This is a genomic window from Empedobacter stercoris (assembly GCF_025244765.1).
Lineage (GTDB): Bacteria > Bacteroidota > Bacteroidia > Flavobacteriales > Weeksellaceae > Empedobacter > Empedobacter stercoris.
Window position 1 is genome coordinate 2,749,916 of the sequence record NZ_CP104209.1, and the last position, 19,238, is coordinate 2,769,153.

The window sequence follows — 19,238 nt, forward strand, 5'->3', positions numbered from 1 at the left end:
CACTCCAAAGTGAAGTGCTTTTTGATATAGATAGGTAATTAATCTTCTAATTCTTTTGCATGACGATCAATAGGAGTATCGGGTTCCGTTGCATGAACAGAATTTACCGAATAGTTTCTCCAACGATCCAAAATAGTTAAAATATCTGCAGGTAAAGGTGATTCGAACGACATACGTTCTCCTGTTGTCGGATGATCAAATCCTAATGTACGTGCATGTAAAGCTTGACGTGGACATGTGGCGAAACAATTGTCAACAAATTGTTTGTATTTATTGAATGTTGTTCCTTTTAAAATACGATCTCCACCATAACGAGCATCATTAAATAAAGGATGTCCTAAATGTTTGAAATGTGCACGAATTTGATGCGTACGACCAGTTTCTAATTTACATTCAACTAATGTAACATAAGAAAAATTCTCCATTACTTTATAATGCGTTACGGCATGTTTTCCTTGTTCTCCATCAGGAAAAACGGCCATTTGCATACGATCTTTAAGATGTCGACCGATGTGTCCAGTAATTGTGCCTTCTTGTTCGTTTAGAACTCCCCAAACTAATGCGTTGTACAAACGGTCGGTTGTATGCGCTGCAAATTGCTCGGCTAAACTTGTCATTGCAACTTCCGTTTTTGCAATGACTAAAAGTCCACTTGTATCTTTATCAATACGGTGAACTAAACCAGGACGCTCCATTTGCTCAGACATTGAAGGTAAATTATCAAAATGAAACTTTAAGGCGTTAACCAAAGTTCCTGTATAATTTCCATGTCCAGGATGTACAACCATTCCGGGTTCTTTGTCAATAACAACGACTTGGTCGTCTTCATAAACAATTTTGATTGGAATATCTTCTGCTATAACTTCATTATCACGCGGAGGAGTTTCTAACATAATCTGTATAAAATCTCCAGGTTTTACTTTGTAATTGGATTTTACAGATTCATTGTTAACTAATATATTTCCGTTATCAGCTGCTTGTTGAATTTTATTTCGTGTAGCGTTCTCAATTCTAACCATCAAGAACTTATCTATACGCAATAACGATTGACCTTTGTCAACCGTTATTGAAAAATGCTCGTATAGTTTATTGTCGTCTTCCTCTTGTAAGAAATCTTCTAAATCTTCTGCCATTTATTCTTTCTATTCTATAATAATCTCTTCTGGAGCTTTAGGCGCTTCTATCGGCTTTTGTTGCTCAGGTGTTGGATTATTTTGTTGTTGCTGATTTTGCATGTCTTTGATCTGCTGTTCAGCTTTCTGTGTTATAATATCTCTGTATTGAGAACCGCTAATTGTATCTTCGCCAAAGTTTTTGTACTGAATATCCAATTCTTTTAATTGCGTTCTAATTTTTTCGCGAGGTTCTGTTGATAACCAAATATCAATCGGTTGACCTTGATCGTAAGTGTCTGTAGCAAAAGGGAATTGATATACCACTCTTGCGTTAATTGTATCATTCGAAGCACCAATAAATTTAATTTGACCAATTTCGAAAAAATTATCTTTAATTGATTTCTTCGCTTCAGTCAAAGTTAAATTGACTAAATTAGGCATTCTTACACCAGATAACATTCCACGTCCTAAAACCAAATCAACTGTAGCAAAACGTGGTAATTGTTCTCCAGGTTTCACGATTTTTCCGTTGTATAATATTTTTAGAACGGCATCTTTTGCTAAATCTGGTTCGTAAATAATTTTACCAATTTTAAGACCTGAAATTTCTAATTGCGTAAATGCTAAACGTTTTGATTTACCTACTAAATCAGGTAATTCAACTGGACGATATGTTTTAGGATTTGATTTAATAAAAATACGACGCCCTTCTTTTACACGAGATTCTGCTGCTGGATAAAAATCCATAATTGAAAAAGGTTTTGTATTTGGATCAAAACGAGAACTATCTACTTCGTATGTTAAACCAAGTTCTTCTAACTTAGTTGTAGCATCTGTAATATTCATTTTTGATAAATCCGGAACTTCAACAAATTCATTGTGATTTGTATATGAATCTAACCAGACGTTAAAAATAAAATGGTAAAGCCCAAATGACAGCGCTACTACAATAGCTACATTAAGCAAAACTTGTATGATTGATTTTACTCCTTTCATTGAAATGATAAATTGTCGCACAAATATAGTTTAAAAATAATATTTATGATTGATGTCAAAGTTCTATATTTGAATAAATTTTAATTTAAACATGTTAAGAGTAGCAGTTGTAGCAGGTGGATACTCGGACGAAAGTGTAGTTTCGTTGAAAAGTTGCGAGTTGATTTACGCAAGTCTAAATCCAGAAAAGTACGACAGAACAAGGGTTCGAATCTTAAAAGAAGGTTGGTATGCCGAAATTGAAGGCGAGAAATATCCAATCAATAAAGGTGATTTTTCATTTGAAAAAAATGGAAAAAAAATAACATTTGATGTCGTTTTTAATACAATTCATGGTACGCCAGGCGAAGATGGTTATCTACAAGCGTATTTTGAAATGATCGGTTTGGCATATAATGGATGCCCTTTTTATCAATCTGCCTTAACATTTAATAAAAAAGATTGTATTGCAGTATTGAGTAAATATGGAATTCCTCACGCAAAATCTATTTATATTAACAAAGGAGATCAATATGTTGCAAAAGAAATTCTTGACCAAGTAGGCTTACCTTGTTTTGTAAAACCAAATCGTTCAGGTTCAAGTTTAGGAATTTCAAAAGTTTTCAAAGAAGAAGAATTTGAAGCAGCAATGCAAAAAGCTTTTCATGAAGATAAAGAAGTTTTGGTTGAGTCTTTTTTAGATGGAACAGAAGTTTCTGTAGGTGTATTAAATTACAAAGGAGAAACTATGGTGTTGGGAATTACAGAAATTGTTTCGCACACAGAATTCTTTGATTATGACGCTAAATACAATGGTTTATCAGACGAAATTACGCCTGCGCGTTTAACACCAGAAGTTGAACAACGTGTGCGTGAAGTTGCTGCAAAAGCCTATAAATGCATCAATATGTCTGGTTTTTCTCGTTCTGAATATATTATAGTAAATGGAGAACCGCATTTTATTGAAATGAATACATTACCAGGTTTTTCACCTGCAAGTATTTTTCCTCAGCAAGCTGCTTATGCAGGAATTGCGTTGGAAGATTTGATGGATAGCGAAATCGAAATTGCTTTAAATAGACCTTCGCCATGGACAGAATAGCAGTTTTTCCTGGATCTTTTGATCCAATTACATTAGGGCATTTAGATATTATCGAACGTGCAGTTCCGTTGTTTGACAAAATAATTGTTGCAATTGGAACAAATTCATCTAAAAATTATATGTTTTCACTGGAACAAAGAATTAAGTTTATTGAGGATTCTGTTAGCAGATTTGGAAATGTAGAAGTGATGTCTTATAATGGATTAACAGTTGATTTTTGCGATGAAGTAAATGCTCAGTTTATTTTACGTGGACTTCGCAATCCAGCTGATTTCGAATTTGAGAAAGCAATTGCTCATACCAATCGTGCAATTACAGACCATAACATCGAAACTATTTTCTTATTAACTTCTTCAGGTAAAGCGTACATCAGTTCGAGTATTGTTCGTGATGTGATGAGAAATGGAGGAAAATATGAAATATTGGTTCCTGATGTGGTAAGGATTTAAGAGAATTATTCTATATAAAATAGAAAAGAGTAGATGTTTTTATCTACTCTTTTTTTGTGTTAAAATTTTGAAATTTGATATATTTACCAAAATTAACACAAAATAAAAAATATGAAAAAATTAATTTTATTATTAATTGCATTTGTATTTAGCACTCTTTCATTTGGTCAAGAAAGGCCAATTGCTAAAAAAGTAGATCAAGCTAAATTAACAAGTAGCAGTTTCAAATCCTACAATGTATTTGGAGATAATATACAACAAAAAGGAAATAATTTGTTTGCGGACTTTGCAAAAGGAGTTTCTGTTTTTAATTTAGAAAAAGTTGCATTATCTAATCTATACCAATCAAAACCAAATTCTTTTACATTAGAGGTTCCTTTTGAAGGACGAAAAATTAGCTTAGAATTAGTAAAGAATGAAACCTTGTTTACAGATAATTTTAAAGCAGTTGATCAAAATAACAAACGAATAAATTATCAACCAGGAGTATATTATCAAGGTATAATTGGTGGAGATAAAACTTCTGTGGTAGCGTTATCTGTTTTTAAAGATCAAGTAATTGGTGTGGCTTCTTCTACCGCTTTAGGAGACGTGGTTATTGGTAAATTAAAAGATTCTGAAGAATATGTATCCTATTCGTCTTATAATGTTGAAGCAAAAAATAATGTACAATGTGCAGTTGATCAACTAGAAGAAAATAAAAATTATAAACCATCTTTTGATGCAAAAGTATTGAAAAATACGACAAATGAAATGACAGAAAGATGTGTTCGTGTGTATTATGAAATTGCTTATGCTCCTTATAAACAAAACGGATCTGACGAAACAAAAACATTAGATTGGTTAACAGCTATTCATAATAATATTGCAACACTTTATTCAAACGATTACATAAGAACATCATTGTCTCAAGTAATGATTTGGACAGAACAAGATCCTTACACTGGTAATTATAGTGCTCAGTTAAATAAATTTAGAACTACAAGAACTGATTTTGATGGAGATTTTGCTCACTTGGTTAATTATCCATCATCTACATCTGTTGCCTATTTGGATTCTATGTGCAACAATCAATATCGATATGCATATTCTGGAATCAATATGACGTACAATAATATTCCGGTTTATTCGTGGACTATTATGGCAATGACACATGAAATGGGACATGCCTTAGGTTCGCCACATACACATTCATGTTCTTGGAACGGAGACGGTACTGCAATTGATGGTTGTGCACCAACTTATGATCCTGGTTTAGCAGAGGGTACATGTCCTACTGGTCCAATTCCTTATGCCGATAAAGGTACAATTATGAGTTATTGTCATTTGTTAGGAGGTGTAGGGATTAACTTTTCGAATGGATTTGGTGAACAACCAGGTGCTTTGATTCGTGCAACTGTTGATGGTAAAGTTTGTTTAAGTACAGATTGTAGTATGACTTGTCAACAAACCATAAAATCTGTAAATGGAGTTTTAAATGATTTGAGTATTACCTACACAATAGAAGACGAAGTAGGGACAAAATGGATTTATAAATTTCAAAAAATAGGTGCTCCAGAAGCACAATGGAAAGAAACAACTTCTAAAACTTTAACGTTTGATAACTTAGAAAAAAACGCTTATTACAGAATAGAAGTTGCAAATCAATGTTCTGAAACATCAAATTCATCGACAGTTTCAACAATTATAGAAATTCCTGGAGATTATTGCAACGGAGATTTGTATTACGATTCGGGTGGAGCAAATGGTAATTATTCTCCAAATGAAAATATTGTCAAAATATTCAAACCAGCAATTGAAGGAGAAAAAGTATCCATCACATTCACTGAATTTGATATTGAACCAGCAGGTGATGAAATTTATGATTATATGAGTATATACAATGGAATTGGAACCAGCTCAGGTAAATTATTTGAAAATGGGAATAAACTAAATGGTAATCAGATTCCTGGACCATTTGTTTCAACAGATAATTCTGGAGCTATTACAGTTCGTTTCGTTTCAGATCCTGGATTAGAACTAAAAGGATGGGCTGCCTCTATTAATTGTAATACTTTAGGACTTGCAGATATTAACAATCTCGAATTTAAGATATTCCCTAATCCAACAACAGATTTTGTAAATATTACAACGAAAGAAAATATTGTAAGCTATCAAGTTTATGATATGAATGGAAAATTATTAGTTGGTAAAAATAAATTAGATAAAAAAGAAATTAAAATTAATTTAGAATCTTATCCAAAAGGAATTTATTTATTGAATATACAGACAGATAAAAGAAGTTACACACAAAAAGTAACAAGAAAATAGATACTATTTGAAGCACATTAAAAAAGGATACAATTTATTGTATCCTTTTTTAATTTTTTATAAATCTAAACTCAATTGATCGGGTAATAATTTAAAAGACATCCGATGATACGGTGTAGGACCAAACTCTTTTATCGCTAAACGATGCGCTTTGGTGGGATATCCTTTGTTTTTTTTCCAATCATACATCGGAAATTCATTGTGAATTTTTTCCATGTATTCATCACGATACGTTTTTGCTAAAATAGAGGCAGCTGCAATATTCATATACTTAGCATCTCCTTTTACAATACATTCATGTGGAACATCCTTGTATTTATTGAAACGATTTCCATCAACGATAATAAAATCTTTTCGGCAATTTAATTGGTCTATAGCTCGATGCATAGCTAAAAAACTTGCGTTCAAAATGTTTATCTCATCAATTTCATTCGGCCAAACAATTCCAATTGCCCAATATTTAGCATTTTCTTCTATAAATGTTCTTAAAGAGTTTCTTTTTTTTTCTGATAATTTTTTTGAATCATTAATGGTTTCATTATCAAAATCTTCTCCTAATATTACAGCAGCTGCTACAACTGGACCACTCAAACAACCTCTTCCTGCTTCGTCACAACCAATCTCGTGTTCGTGATTTGATAAAACTTTATCCAATTTTTTATTTTTTTAGCAAATTTAACAGAATTTATTGAAAAAAAGTTTTGTAAATGTTATAGAAATCTTAAGTTTATGAAAGTTTTAAAAATGTTTTAACAAATGAGGAGAAATTTAAAAAACTTGTTTGTATTGGGAGGTCTTCTTTTAGGAGCTTCGTTATATGCACAAGAAAAGACAGTTACAGGTACTGTAACTGATCCAGATGGTTTTCCAGTTGCTGATGCAGTTGTAAAAACAACATCAGGGAAGGAGGCTTATACTGATGAGAATGGAGTGTTTAGTATCGAAGCTAAACAAGGAGATTTGGTTACAGTAGAAGCGGTAGGATTGCCAACTCAAACATTTGCGGTTGGAGCAGGAACAGATTACAAAGTTTCTTTAAAACCTTCTGAAACAGTAGAATTAGAAGGAGCGGTTGTAACCGCATTAGGTATTACACGTGATAAAAGATCTTTAGGGTATGCTTCTCAAGAAGTGAAAGGTGATGTTATTCAAGCAGGTAGAGGTAGTAATGCTTTACAATCATTATCTGGTAATGTTGCTGGAGCACAAATTACTGCACCTTCATCTTTAGGAGGTTCTACACGTATTACGTTAAGAGGTATTGGATCTATTACAGGAGAAAATAGACCTTTAATAGTTATTGATGGTATTCCATTAGCTAATAATAATGTTAATGATACAAATACTCAGCGTGGTGGCGGAGGTCGTGATTATGGTGATGGAGCGTTTGATATTAACCCAGATGACGTAGAGTCTATCAACGTTTTAAAAGGAGGACCTGCATCTGCTTTATACGGTTCTCGTGCTGTGAATGGAGTAATCATGATCAAGACAAAAACTGGTAAAAAAGGTAGAGAAGATATCGTTGTTAATACTGGTGTTGCTTTTGAATCAATTAATCAAATTCCAAGTCTTCAAAATTTATATGGGGGTGGAGCTTCTGATACCTTTGAAACTGTAAATATTGGAGGTAAAGATTATCAAATTGTAGATTATGCTACAGATGAATCTTGGGGACCAAGATTTAACAACCAAGAAGTTTTACAATGGTATGCTTTTGACCCTGAGTTTGCTAGCGATTACATGAAAACAACGTCTTGGAGAGCTTCAAAAAATGACGCTAAATCATTCTTTAATACAGGTGTTGCTTATACTAATAGTGTATCCTTTGCAAAATCATATGAATCAACTAATTTAAGAGTTTCATTATCTAATGTAAATCAAACAGGTATTGTACCTAATTCTACATTAAAGAAAACAACAGCAGGTATTAACTTATCTAATAAATTTAGTGATGTATTTACTGTAACGACTAATTTAACTTATACAAGAACGGATGGTTTTAATAGACCAGAAGTAGGATACGGGGATAACTCAGTTGCTCAAAAAATGTTCCAATGGGGACAAAGACAGTTAGATTATAACAAGTTAAGAGATTATAAATTAGCTAATGGGAATCAGCGTTCTTGGAATAGAACATCTTGGGATGATGGAACTCCTGCATATTCTGATAATCCATATTGGGTAGTGTATGAAAATACATCAAAAGATAAAAGAGATCGTTTTTATGGAAATGTAGAGTTTAAATATGACATCGCACCAGGACTTTATGCCATTGCAAATGTAATGGGAGATACATACGATATGCAAATATCTGAGCGTGTAGCGGTAGGTTCCCAAGCAATGTCTGGATATGGAGAAGACTATTATAAGTTTACTGAAATGAATTATGAAGGGCGTTTACATTTTGATAAAAAATGGGGGGATTTTTCTTTAAATTCATTTGTAGGAGTAAATAGAAGACACAGAACATCAAGTAGATTATCATCCTCAACAAATGGAGGATTAGTTGTCCCTAATTATTATTTTATTACAAATAGTTTAGATAACCCAACAACATCAAATAATAGAGCAACTGTAGAAGTGAATTCTATTTATGGAATGATTTCTTTGGGATATAGGAATATGCTATTCTTAGAAGCAACTGGTCGTAATGATTGGTTTTCAACTTTACCTGTAATAAATAACAGTTACTTTTATCCATCTGTAACAGGGAGTTTTGTGTTTTCTGAAGTATTTAAACCAAGTTGGTTAAATTTTGGTAAAGTAAGAGCTGGGGTTTCGCAAGTATCATCGGATTTAACAGAATTCCAAACAAGAGATGTTTTAGTTTCAAATATAAACTTTAATGGTACACCGACGTTTATTCAATCAAATACTAAGTTAAATCCATTATTAAAACCTGAGATTAAAGATACTTGGGAAGTTGGTTTAGAAGCTTCGATGTTTAATAATCGTTTTGGTTTTGATTTAACTTATTATAATGAAAAACGTACAGATTTATTAGTGCCTATTCAGCACTCATGGTCTACAGGGTATGGATTTAAATGGTTGAATGCAGGAGAAATGACTAATGAAGGTATAGAAGCATTAGTAAATATTGTTCCATTAAGAAATCAAGATTTTGAATGGAGAGTAACTTGGAACTTTGCGAAAAACAATAATAAAGTAGGTAAAGTTTCTGATGAAATGGATTCATATAACTTAACGACAGCTCCTTTTAGTGTACAATTATGGGCATTATCAGGTCAACAATACGGACAGTTAAGAGGAACGGATTATGTTTATGATGATAATGGAAATAAAGTTGTTGATGCAAATGGATTTTATGAAAAATCAGCAGTAACAAACTTAGGATCAATTATTCCAGATTATAACATGGGTATCCGAAATACATTTACATACAAAGGGGTTTCTTTATCTGCATTAATTGATATTCAAAAAGGAGGTAAATTCTTCTCTACTTCACATATGTGGGGAATGTACTCTGGAATGTTAGAAGAAACCGCGGCTAATGGAGTTCGTGAGAATGGAGTTGTTGCAGATGGTGTAATGTGGGATGAAGGAACAAAATCATATGTTAAAAACACAACTGAAGTTTCTGCTTACGATTATTATAAAGCATATTATAATGGTGTAGATAGCCGAAATGTTTTTGATGCAGACTACATCAAATTACGTGAAGTAACTTTATCGTATACTTTCCCTAAAAAATGGGCAGGGCCTTTTGCTAACGTTACTGTATCTGCATTTGGTAGAAACTTAGCTACATGGGGATTAGATAAAAAAGGATTTGATCCTGAAATGGCTTCTTATGGTTCTGGAAATATACAAGGTATTGAAGGAGGGTCTTTACCATCTACAAGAACTTATGGTATGAATCTTAAGTTACAATTCTAAAAATTAAATTATTATGAGAATCAATAAAACAATTATATTATCAGCATTACTAGGAAGTGCTTTATTATCTTCTTGCGATAATGGATTTGAAGAAATGAATATTAGTCCTAATGCACCCGAAAATGCGCCTACATATACAATCTTTCCAATTGCAACTAAAATATTTGTTGATGAAATGAGAGATGGATGGGTGTCTGGACGTATGTTATTGCCTTGGGTACAATATTCAGCACAGAGAAACTATACAGAAGAGGATAAATACGCTTATCGTACGACAACAGGAGATCAAGCATGGAACGCAAGTTATCGATCTTTATCTAACTTAAAAAAGGTAATAAGTATTTGTACAGATCCTGTTTTAGGACCACAACAAGCTGCTTACGGAGATGTTGATACACAGATTGCTGTAGCACGTATTATGATGGCTTACGAATTCTTAGATTTAACAAATTATTTCGGAGATGTTCCATATTGGTCATTAAGTGGTGCAAAGAATCCAGATTTTCAAGCTTTACAAATTGATACATATGCTCAACCTAAATATGTTAAGCAAGAAGTTATCTTTAAAAATTTGTTACAAGAGCTAAAAGAAGCTGAAGCGCAATTGGATATTACTGAAAAGAATGTATTTACAAGTCCTGAAAATAAAATTGGTGACCAAATTTACTTTGGAGAAGCATCTAAATGGAAAAAATTTGCCAACTCTTTACGTTTAAGAATTGCTAACCAAATTAAAGATGTATATCCTGAAGCGAAAGCTGAAATGCAAGATGCTATTGCAAAAGGTGTTTTTACCTCAAATGAAGACAATGCTTTGCAACATTATGGAACATCTGCTGTAGAAGGTTCTCCATTTTGGAGCGAATTTTTTGTAGGAAATAGAAATGACTTCTATGTGAATAATCAGTTAATTAGATTATTAAAAGGACAATCTGGTAATTATGGAGTTGATCCACGTTTACAAAAATATGCTGCACCTTTAGGAACATCAAAAGCTAACGCTGGTTCAGGTAACTATGTAGAAACGGATGATATTACAAAATATCAAGGAATTCCTTATGGATTACCTTCTGATCGTTTATCATCAAATAATCAGGTATCTAAAGTATCTCCATTTTCAAAAACTATTTTCTCTGCAGATTATGCTGAGGTTTTAATGGAATACTCAGAAGTAGAATTCTTGTTATCAGAAGCTAATGGTTGGAACCAAACTAATTATGTGAATGGTGTGATAGCATCTATGCAAAAATGGGGAGTAGATCAAGCTAAAATTGATGCTTATGTAGCTGCATTACCAGCTGCAAATAAAGAAAATGTAATTACTCAAAAGTATATTGCTTTGTATATGCAGCCTCAAACTGCTTGGGTAGAATATAGACGTACAGGATATCCTAATGGTAATATTTTATTATTACCTGGTCAAACTGGATATGAAATAGATGGTACTCCATACGTATTCACTCCATTAGTAGCAGGTATGACTGATATTCCGTATAGGATTTCATATCCATTAGGTGAACAAACTCTTAATACTACAAATTGGAATGAAGCAGTTTCAGCTTATGGTGGAAAGGATCCAATTAATGGAAAATTATGGTGGATGACTAAATAATATAATATCCATTTTCTTTATAAAAGCAGCAAAATTATTTTTGCTGCTTTTTTTATTTTATTGATTTTTAATGAAATAAATTGTATATTGGATAGTAAATATTATGAGTATGTTAAAAATTAAAATATTTTGTTTTTTTGCTTCTTTTTGTTTAGGTGTCAATGCACAACAAAATTTATTAACAGATGGAGTTGATAGAGCTTTAAATGAAAGAATATCCCATCAAATAAGTAATATTCAAAATGAAATTGCTTTAAGAAATAAAGGTGAAGTGATAACTCAATATGAAGGTAGCCAGTATTTTAATCCAAATTTTGAGGATATAGAAATAAAAGGTTTTAATTTAGACTTTTCTAAACTTAGATACAATGCTTATTCAGATGAAATGGAATTTGAAAAAGATGGACAGATTTTTAATTTAACAAAAGTTCCTGAATTGATGATTTATTTTCCTTTAACTCAATATCAATTTCTTAAATATCCAACTAAAAATGGAAAAATTGAAGGGTATTTAGAAGTTTTAGTTTATGATAAAGAAAAATATTCTTTATATAAAAGGAATAAAAAGATTATTACTCACGGAGAATTTAAAAATAATGCAAATAAAGCAAATACAAAATTCTCATTGGTGAATGACAGTGACTTATATTTAATTAGACATAAAGAAGATAATTTTTATGTTTTTCCTACAAATGAAAAACAACTAAATAAGATTTTTAATAATCCAAATTTAGTAGAATTTGTAATTAAAAATAATTTAAATTTAAGTTTTGAAAAAGATAAGATAAAACTTGTAGATTACTTGAACAAGCTTTAAGATTTATATCAAAAACAAAATAGCAAGCCATGTGGCTTGCTATTTTGTTTTTGATATATGGATAAATCTCTTAATTCGAATAATTAGGAGCTTCTTTTGTAATCACAACATCATGCGGATGAGATTCATTTAAACCTGCACCTGTGATACGAACAAATTTTCCGTTTTCAATTAAATCTTGAATAGTTGGAGTTCCGCAGTATCCCATTCCAGCTCGTAAACCACCACATAATTGGTAAACAACTTCTGCAATAGAACCTTTGTGAGGAACACGACCTTCAATACCTTCTGGAACTAATTTTTTCGCATCGGCTTGGAAATAACGATCTTTAGAACCACGTTTCATTGCAGCTAAAGAACCCATTCCTTGATAGGCTTTGAATTTACGTCCTTGGAAAATAATTTCTTCTCCTGGTGCTTCATCCGTTCCTGCGAATAAACTTCCTAACATCACCACGTTTGCACCAGCAGCAACTGCTTTTACAATATCACCTGATAATTTGATTCCACCATCTCCAATAATTGATACATTTCTTGTTTTTGCATAAGAATGTACATCATGAATAGCAGAAAGTTGAGGTACTCCAACACCAGCTACAACACGTGTTGTACAAATAGAACCTGGTCCAACACCAACTTTTAAAGCATTTGCACCAGCATCTATTAATGCTTTTGCAGCTTCGGCAGTTACAATGTTTCCACCTACGATATCTAATCCAGGAAAAGCATTTCTTACTTCAGCGACTTTACTAATTACACCTGCAGAATGTCCATGTGCAGAATCTAAAGCAACGATGTCAACACCTTTATTAACCAAGGCTTGAACACGCTCTAACGTATCGGCTCCAACACCAACTCCAGCTCCAACACGTAAACGACCTTTAGAGTCTTTACATGCATTTGGGAATTCTGTTAAATTGTCAATGTCTTTAATTGTAATTAACCCGACTAATTTATTGTTTTCGTCAACGATTGGTAATTTTTCGATGCGGTAACGAGAAAGAATTTCTTTCGCTTTTTTAAGATCAGTATCAATATCAGATGTAACGATATTTTCTTTTGTCATAACATCTTCGACCAATTGATCAAAGTTTTCTTGGTAACGAATATCACGGTTCGTAATAATACCTACTAACGTTTTGTCGTTTTCCACAACCGGTAATCCAGAGATTTTATATTTCTCCATTAAATTAACAGCATCTTGTAAAGTGTGGTGACGTGATAATGTGATTGGGTCAGAAATCATACCGTTTTCTGAACGTTTTACCATATCAATTTCATTCGCTTGTTCTTCGATAGACATATTTTTATGCACGAAAGATAAACCTCCTTCACGTGCTAATGCTATTGCCAATCTTGCTTCGGATACAGTATCCATCGCAGCAGAAACTATCGGAATGTTAAGTGTGATATTGTCTGTGAATCTTGTTTGTAGAGATACTTGGTTCGGTAATATCTCTGAGTAGGCTGGCACTAATAACACATCGTCAAAAGTGAAGCCCGTTTGTAGAATTTTGTCTGTTAAAGGCATTGCTTTTTGCATTGCAAATTTAGATGAAAAAAGTTTAGAATCAAAACTATTTGATAAAATGTATGATGTTTTTAATTGAATTGATGTTTTATTAATATGATCTTTAAAAGAGTAAAAATCCGAAAATCTGTTCAGATACTTTTGAAAAATGTTTATTGCATTAAAGTGATTCTAATCAGAATTTAATCTTTTCAATCCTAAACTATATCAAAATTTTATCTTATTTTCGCAAGATAGTTTATTGAATAAGATGGAGATAAATTTCAAAAAATGGAATAACATCTTAGGTTTAGTTATGTTCTTGATTGCCTCGGTTTTATACCTTTCGACGATGGAACGCTACCTAAGTTTATGGGATTGTGGTGAGTACATTGTATCATCAGCAAAATTAGGAATTACGCATGCACCAGGTGCAGCTTTGTTTCAAATTGTCGGAGCGGTTTGGTCAGGCTTAGCATTTGGGGATGGCAGTAAATATGCAATTTTAATCAACAGTACATCTGCCTTATATAGTGCAGGAACGATTATGTTATTGTTTTGGACGATTACTTATTTTGTTCGAAAAATGTTTGCAAAAACACAAGATCCAATTAATGTAGATGAAATAGAGATGAGTACTTCTCAAAAAATCATTGCATTAGGAAGTGGTTTAGTTGGTGCAGCAGTTTTTATGTTTAGCGATACCTTTTGGTTTTCGGCTGTAGAAGGTGAAGTATATGCGATGGCATCCTTCTTTACCGCTTTACTATTTTGGTTGATTACACGATGGGATCAAGTGGCAGACACGCCTCGAGGTAATAAATGGTTGGTGATTATTTCATTGGTTATTGGATTATCAATTGGTGTTCACTTAATGGCAATGTTAGCAATTCCGGCAGTTTGTTTCGTTTATTATGCACGAAAATATAAATTTACAGTTAAAAGCTTTTTGTTAGCGAATGTAATTACGTTGGTAATTTTAATCTTTGTTTTCAAGATTATTTTCCCAGTTGTCATGACATTCTTTGGAAGAACAGAGATTTATGTCGTGAATAATTTAGGAATGCCTTTTAATTCAGGTACAATTATCGCAACAATTATTTTAATTGCAGCTTTCTACTTCGCAATCAAATTAACGCAGAAATATGGTTCAGCTTTATTAAATACCATTTCATGGTGTATCATTTTTATGTTGATTGGTTTCTCTTGTTGGTTAGTCATTCCAATTCGAGCCAATGCAAATCCACACATGAATTTAAATGATCCTGATACAGCTTTAGGTGTTTTAGATTATTTTAATCGTGAACAATATGGTACATGGCCAACAATGTATGGTCCAGTTTTTACGGCTCATATTGCAAGTGATGGAATTAAGCGTGATACCAATGGTGCTCCAGAAAGTTCTGTTCGTAGCTCTGAATATATCAAAGATAAACGCACCGGAAAGTATTTAAAAGTTTCGGATCGATTAGACTATAAATATGAAGATAAATATGTGAAATTCTTCCCGAAAATGTTTAGTCCAGATCCAAGTGTGATGGAGAATTATGCAGCTGTTTATGCTTTTCCAAAATTCTCTTTAAATGCACAATATGCAGGTGATGAAGAAGCACAGCAGATGTATGCACAATTGGTGGAGAAACGTCAAAATAGACAATTAAAAGTTGCAGAGCTTAAGAAATATGGAGAGATTTTAGATATCGAACCGCCAACATTTGGTGAACAATTTAATTATTTTGTTGATTATCAAATTAATTATATGTTTATCCGTTACTTTATGTGGAATTTCTCTGGTCGTCAAAACGATTTAGAAGGTAATTTCGAAATTACAAAAGGGAATTGGATTTCAGGTATTCCGTTTATTGATACACCGCGTTTAGGTGATCAATCTAAATTACCTGACGAATATATAAATGATGGGACAAATGTTTATTTCATGTTACCATTAATCTTAGGTTTAATCGGTTTATTTACTCAGTTAAATCGAAATTTTGTCAATTGGTGGGCTTTGTTGTCCTTGTTTATTCTAACAAGTGTCGGAATTATTTTCTATACTTCTGTTAAACCTTTCGAACCCCGTGAACGTGATTATGCTTTAGTAAGTTGTTTTTATGCGTTTTCAATTTGGGTCGGTTTAGGTGTACAAGGTGTTTATTTATTGATTCAGAAATTGATGAAAAAAGATTTAAAGCCTTCTTTAGCAATAGGTACAACGGTAGTTTTAGCTGGAATTCCAATTTTAATGGGAGCGCAAAACTGGGATGATCATGATCGTTCAGAGCGTTCTGTGGCTTATTCATTAGCGTACAATTATCTTAATCCATTAGATAAAAACGCCATTTTATTTGTGTATGGTGATAACGATACTTATCCACTTTGGGGATTACAAGAGACGGAGAACTTCCGTGATGATGTAAAAATTGCAAACTTAACGTTAGCAGCGTCTCCTTGGAATTTAGAACAATTGCTACGTAAAACTTACAATGCAGAAGCTCTTCCAAGTGATTTGCAACCGAAAGATTATCAATCGGGAACAAATGATCAAATTTTTGTGGTAGGAGGTGCTATCAAAAATATTTTTGATCAATTAAATAGCTTTATCAATCCTGAATCTAATCAAACATTAGAATCCTTGAGTGAAATGCCTATTGATCAAGTTTCAAAATACTTTGTTGACCCAGAAATCGATCCCAACCAAGTAATGACAGTTTACAATAGTCTGAAACCGCTACAAAAATATTTGGAAACAGATAGTATGACAGCGAAAGAAGCGATGGATTTTATTTTGAATAATAAATCACCAGAGAAACAAGCTTTAGCAGATTATTTTGGTTATCCGATTGGTGGTGCAAACTATTTACCTGTTTCAAAAATTGTGGTTCCAGTGAATAAAGAAAACGCATTGAAATATGGAATTGTAAATCCAAAAGATGCTGATAAAATGGTCGATTCGATCACAATTAATATCAAGTCTTCAAGTTTATTCAAAAACAATTTATTATTGTTGTCAATGATGGCAAAATACAATTGGGATCGTCCTATTTATTTCAGTGGAGGTGGAATTTCTGATCCAGAAAATACGTTCTATATGAATGATTATTTACTGAATGCAGGGATGAGCTATAAATTAGTTCCGATTTATACACCATTTGGTAAAGGTGGAATTATTGGAGCTTCTGATAACAATATGTTGTTAAGAACCTTCAATTCATATAAATGGTCTGGGTACAATAATCCCGATGCATCTTTTAGCTTAACAGAACGTAATTATACATCTTCGTATAGAAATACTGCAGTTCGTTTAGCAGATGATTTATTGAATGCTGGACGTAAAAAAGAAGCGATTCAAGTATTGGATAAAGTGATGTTAGAAATTCCTGCTTTAGCAAAATATGACATTGGTTATGGAGTAAGTAGAATAGCAGGTATTTATTTGAAAGCTGGAGAGGATAAAAAAGCACAAGATTTGTTTGCTCATGTTCGTAAACAAGCCAATGCGAAAATCGCCTTCTTCGAGTCACTGCCTTCTGGAAAAGGTTATTCGGTTGGATCTGATTTAGCTTCAGCAAAAAACGATTTGATGATGTCTATTTACAACGAAGCTTCTGCTTTAGGAGAAAGAGGTGATAAAGAGAAAGCTCTAAAAGTTTTTGAAACTGCATATAATCCAATCTTGAAAAAGTTCGAAAATTTATATCAAGCAGTTATTGCTGATGGTAAAGTTGACGCTGCAGATCAAGCGAAAATCATGAATCAATTTAATTATTTAGATGAAATGATTGGTGTAGCTGCGGAAATTGATACCAATTATGCGAAACAACAACAAGACGTTTTGTATAAAATGGTAGGACAATAAGTCAAACTAATATATTTTATAAAAGCTCCAAATGTATTTTGGAGCTTTTTTTGTTTAATAATATTTTGATTATGAATGTTTTGTTAATTTTTGCGCTATTTATCAGTTTTAAAATTATCAGTTTGGCACATAAATTGAAATTACACAAATAAGTTTAACAAAATTGTAAATATTTTAAAACATTATAAAAATGAAAAAAGTATTATTAACAGCTGCTTTCGCAGTAGCAGGTATGGTTGGAGTTTCAGCGCAAACAACAGGAGTAGAAGGTACAGTTCACGTAGGTATTCCAGTAGGAGAGACAGCAGATGTATCTTCATTTAATATCGGAGTAGATTTAGCTTATTTACATCCTATTGCAAATAACTTTAAATTAGGTGCTAAAGTAGGTTATGATCATTTTATTGGAAAAGAGTATAAAATTAATAATGTAGTTGTAGCTGAAAAAGATGATGTTGGATTTATTCCATTAGCAGCAACAGCTAAATACGAGTTTGGAAATAATTTATTTGTAGGTGCTGATTTAGGTTATGCTTTCGCTACAACTGACGGTTATGAAGGAGGTTTATTTTGGCAGCCTAAAATTGGCTATTCTGCTTCAACATGGGATTTATATGCAGGGTATAAAGGAATTTCTGCTGGTCCAGAAAATAATAACACTGTAGATTGGAAATATAATGCAGTATCTGTTGGTTTTGCTTATAAATTCTAATAGAAAATAACGTATAATTTATAAAAGCTATATCGAAAGATGTAGCTTTTTTTTATTAATATGCTTTTATGAATGTTAAAATTAAATGATTAATATATTTAATATGAGTTAATTAATATTTGTAGTACTCTTTTTTAACATTATTTGGCACAAGACTTGAAATTATGCATACATCATAATTAGAACTATAAAATTTAAAAGATGAAAAAAATATTTTTTATTGCTGCTGCAATGTTAGGAGTTGTTAGTTTGAGCGCACAAGAAAAAACAACATCTGCACAATTTGGTATTAAATCAAGTGTAAATATGTCTTCATTTAATGGAAAAGATGTGAAAGATAATGATTACAAAGTAGGTTTTAGCGCAGGTCTTTACGGTCATTTTCCATTAACAGAACGTTTTGCAGTTCAACCAGAGGTTAATTTTGCTCGAATAGGAGGAAAGTTGAAAGATGAAGTAACAGAAGTTGGGAATACAACGGTAAAAACTAAAAATAAAACAACCTTAGATTATATTCAAGTTCCAGTAATGTTCAAATATTATCCAGGAGCATCGCGTTTCAATGTAGAAGCTGGACCTCAATTTGGATTTAACATGTACGCAAGCAACAAACAGCAAACAAGTATTTATGCAAACAATACCGTTTACACAACAGAAGGAAAACAAGATATCAAAGATGATATAAAGAATTTTGATTTTGGTGTTAATTTTGGTTTAGGATACAATGTGACAGATAATATCAATGTTGGAGCAAGATACTACATGGGGTTAACTAAAATAACAGAAAATGTTAACAATGGAACAGCTACTGGAGCAGATGTGAAAAATCATTCTTTCTCTTTAGGTGTGGGATATTCGTTCTAATCGAGAATATTTGTTT

General features: G+C 32.4%; 13 protein-coding genes. 9 read left to right on the forward strand and 4 right to left on the reverse strand.

Features of this window, described 5'->3' with window-relative positions:
• Window positions 1-38: 38 nt before the first annotated feature.
• Both NZD85_RS13080 and NZD85_RS13085 read right to left on the reverse strand, forming a co-directional pair.
• Window positions 39-1,133 carry an RluA family pseudouridine synthase gene (locus tag NZD85_RS13080; protein ID WP_260542244.1) on the reverse strand — a complete coding sequence of 365 codons (1,095 nt, stop codon included), beginning with the start codon at window positions 1,131-1,133 and terminating at the stop codon, window positions 39-41.
• A gap of 9 nt (window positions 1,134-1,142) precedes the next feature.
• Window positions 1,143-2,132: a PASTA domain-containing protein gene (locus NZD85_RS13085; protein ID WP_225540103.1), complete on the reverse strand. Its 990-nt coding sequence runs from the start codon at window positions 2,130-2,132 to the stop codon at window positions 1,143-1,145.
• A 70-nt stretch (window positions 2,133-2,202) separates the two neighbouring features.
• Here NZD85_RS13085 and NZD85_RS13090 point away from each other — a divergent pair, with 70 nt between their 5' ends.
• The 3 genes from NZD85_RS13090 to NZD85_RS13100 all read left to right on the forward strand — a co-directional run bounded on the left by NZD85_RS13090 (window position 2,203) and on the right by NZD85_RS13100 (window position 5,951).
• Window positions 2,203-3,192, forward strand: coding sequence for a D-alanine--D-alanine ligase (locus NZD85_RS13090; RefSeq protein ID WP_260542247.1), 990 nt, complete (start codon window positions 2,203-2,205; stop codon window positions 3,190-3,192).
• The gene (coaD, locus tag NZD85_RS13095; RefSeq protein WP_171623451.1) at window positions 3,180-3,641 is read left to right on the forward strand and encodes a pantetheine-phosphate adenylyltransferase; all 462 of its coding nucleotides are present in this window, start codon (window positions 3,180-3,182) and stop codon (window positions 3,639-3,641) included. The genes NZD85_RS13090 and coaD overlap by 13 nt, the downstream gene beginning before the upstream one ends.
• Before the next feature lie 111 nt (window positions 3,642-3,752).
• Window positions 3,753-5,951 carry a M12 family metallo-peptidase gene (locus tag NZD85_RS13100; RefSeq protein ID WP_260542249.1) on the forward strand — a complete coding sequence of 733 codons (2,199 nt, stop codon included), beginning with the start codon at window positions 3,753-3,755 and terminating at the stop codon, window positions 5,949-5,951.
• Between the two features lie 57 nt (window positions 5,952-6,008).
• On the opposite strand, the gene NZD85_RS13105 is transcribed toward NZD85_RS13100, so the two are convergent.
• A complete protein-coding gene (locus NZD85_RS13105) occupies window positions 6,009-6,605 on the reverse strand; it encodes a ribonuclease HII (protein ID WP_260542251.1) in 597 nt (198 codons plus the stop codon).
• Between the two features lie 102 nt (window positions 6,606-6,707).
• On the opposite strand from NZD85_RS13105, the gene NZD85_RS13110 reads away from it, so the two are divergent.
• The 3 genes from NZD85_RS13110 to NZD85_RS13120 all read left to right on the forward strand — a co-directional run bounded on the left by NZD85_RS13110 (window position 6,708) and on the right by NZD85_RS13120 (window position 12,280).
• On the forward strand, window positions 6,708-9,851 hold the full coding sequence (locus NZD85_RS13110) for a SusC/RagA family TonB-linked outer membrane protein (protein ID WP_260542253.1): 3,144 nt from the start codon (window positions 6,708-6,710) through the stop codon (window positions 9,849-9,851).
• A gap of 13 nt (window positions 9,852-9,864) precedes the next feature.
• The gene (locus tag NZD85_RS13115; protein ID WP_260542254.1) at window positions 9,865-11,463 is read left to right on the forward strand and encodes a SusD/RagB family nutrient-binding outer membrane lipoprotein; all 1,599 of its coding nucleotides are present in this window, start codon (window positions 9,865-9,867) and stop codon (window positions 11,461-11,463) included.
• Between the two features lie 109 nt (window positions 11,464-11,572).
• Window positions 11,573-12,280: a hypothetical protein gene (locus tag NZD85_RS13120; RefSeq protein ID WP_260542256.1), complete on the forward strand. Its 708-nt coding sequence runs from the start codon at window positions 11,573-11,575 to the stop codon at window positions 12,278-12,280.
• A 70-nt stretch (window positions 12,281-12,350) separates the two neighbouring features.
• Here the strand turns inward: NZD85_RS13120 and guaB are convergent, their stop codons facing one another.
• Entirely contained in the window at window positions 12,351-13,811 is a 1,461-nt protein-coding gene (gene guaB / locus NZD85_RS13125; RefSeq protein ID WP_260544589.1) for an IMP dehydrogenase, read from the reverse strand.
• Between the two features lie 250 nt (window positions 13,812-14,061).
• Between guaB and NZD85_RS13130 the strand changes: the two genes are divergently transcribed.
• The 3 genes from NZD85_RS13130 to NZD85_RS13140 all read left to right on the forward strand — a co-directional run bounded on the left by NZD85_RS13130 (window position 14,062) and on the right by NZD85_RS13140 (window position 19,222).
• On the forward strand, window positions 14,062-17,646 hold the full coding sequence (locus NZD85_RS13130; protein ID WP_260542258.1) for a glycosyltransferase family 117 protein: 3,585 nt from the start codon (window positions 14,062-14,064) through the stop codon (window positions 17,644-17,646).
• A gap of 190 nt (window positions 17,647-17,836) precedes the next feature.
• Window positions 17,837-18,358: a hypothetical protein gene (locus NZD85_RS13135; RefSeq protein WP_125348662.1), complete on the forward strand. Its 522-nt coding sequence runs from the start codon at window positions 17,837-17,839 to the stop codon at window positions 18,356-18,358.
• Between the two features lie 201 nt (window positions 18,359-18,559).
• Window positions 18,560-19,222 carry a porin family protein gene (locus tag NZD85_RS13140; RefSeq protein ID WP_260542260.1) on the forward strand — a complete coding sequence of 221 codons (663 nt, stop codon included), beginning with the start codon at window positions 18,560-18,562 and terminating at the stop codon, window positions 19,220-19,222.
• Window positions 19,223-19,238 lie beyond the last annotated feature (16 nt).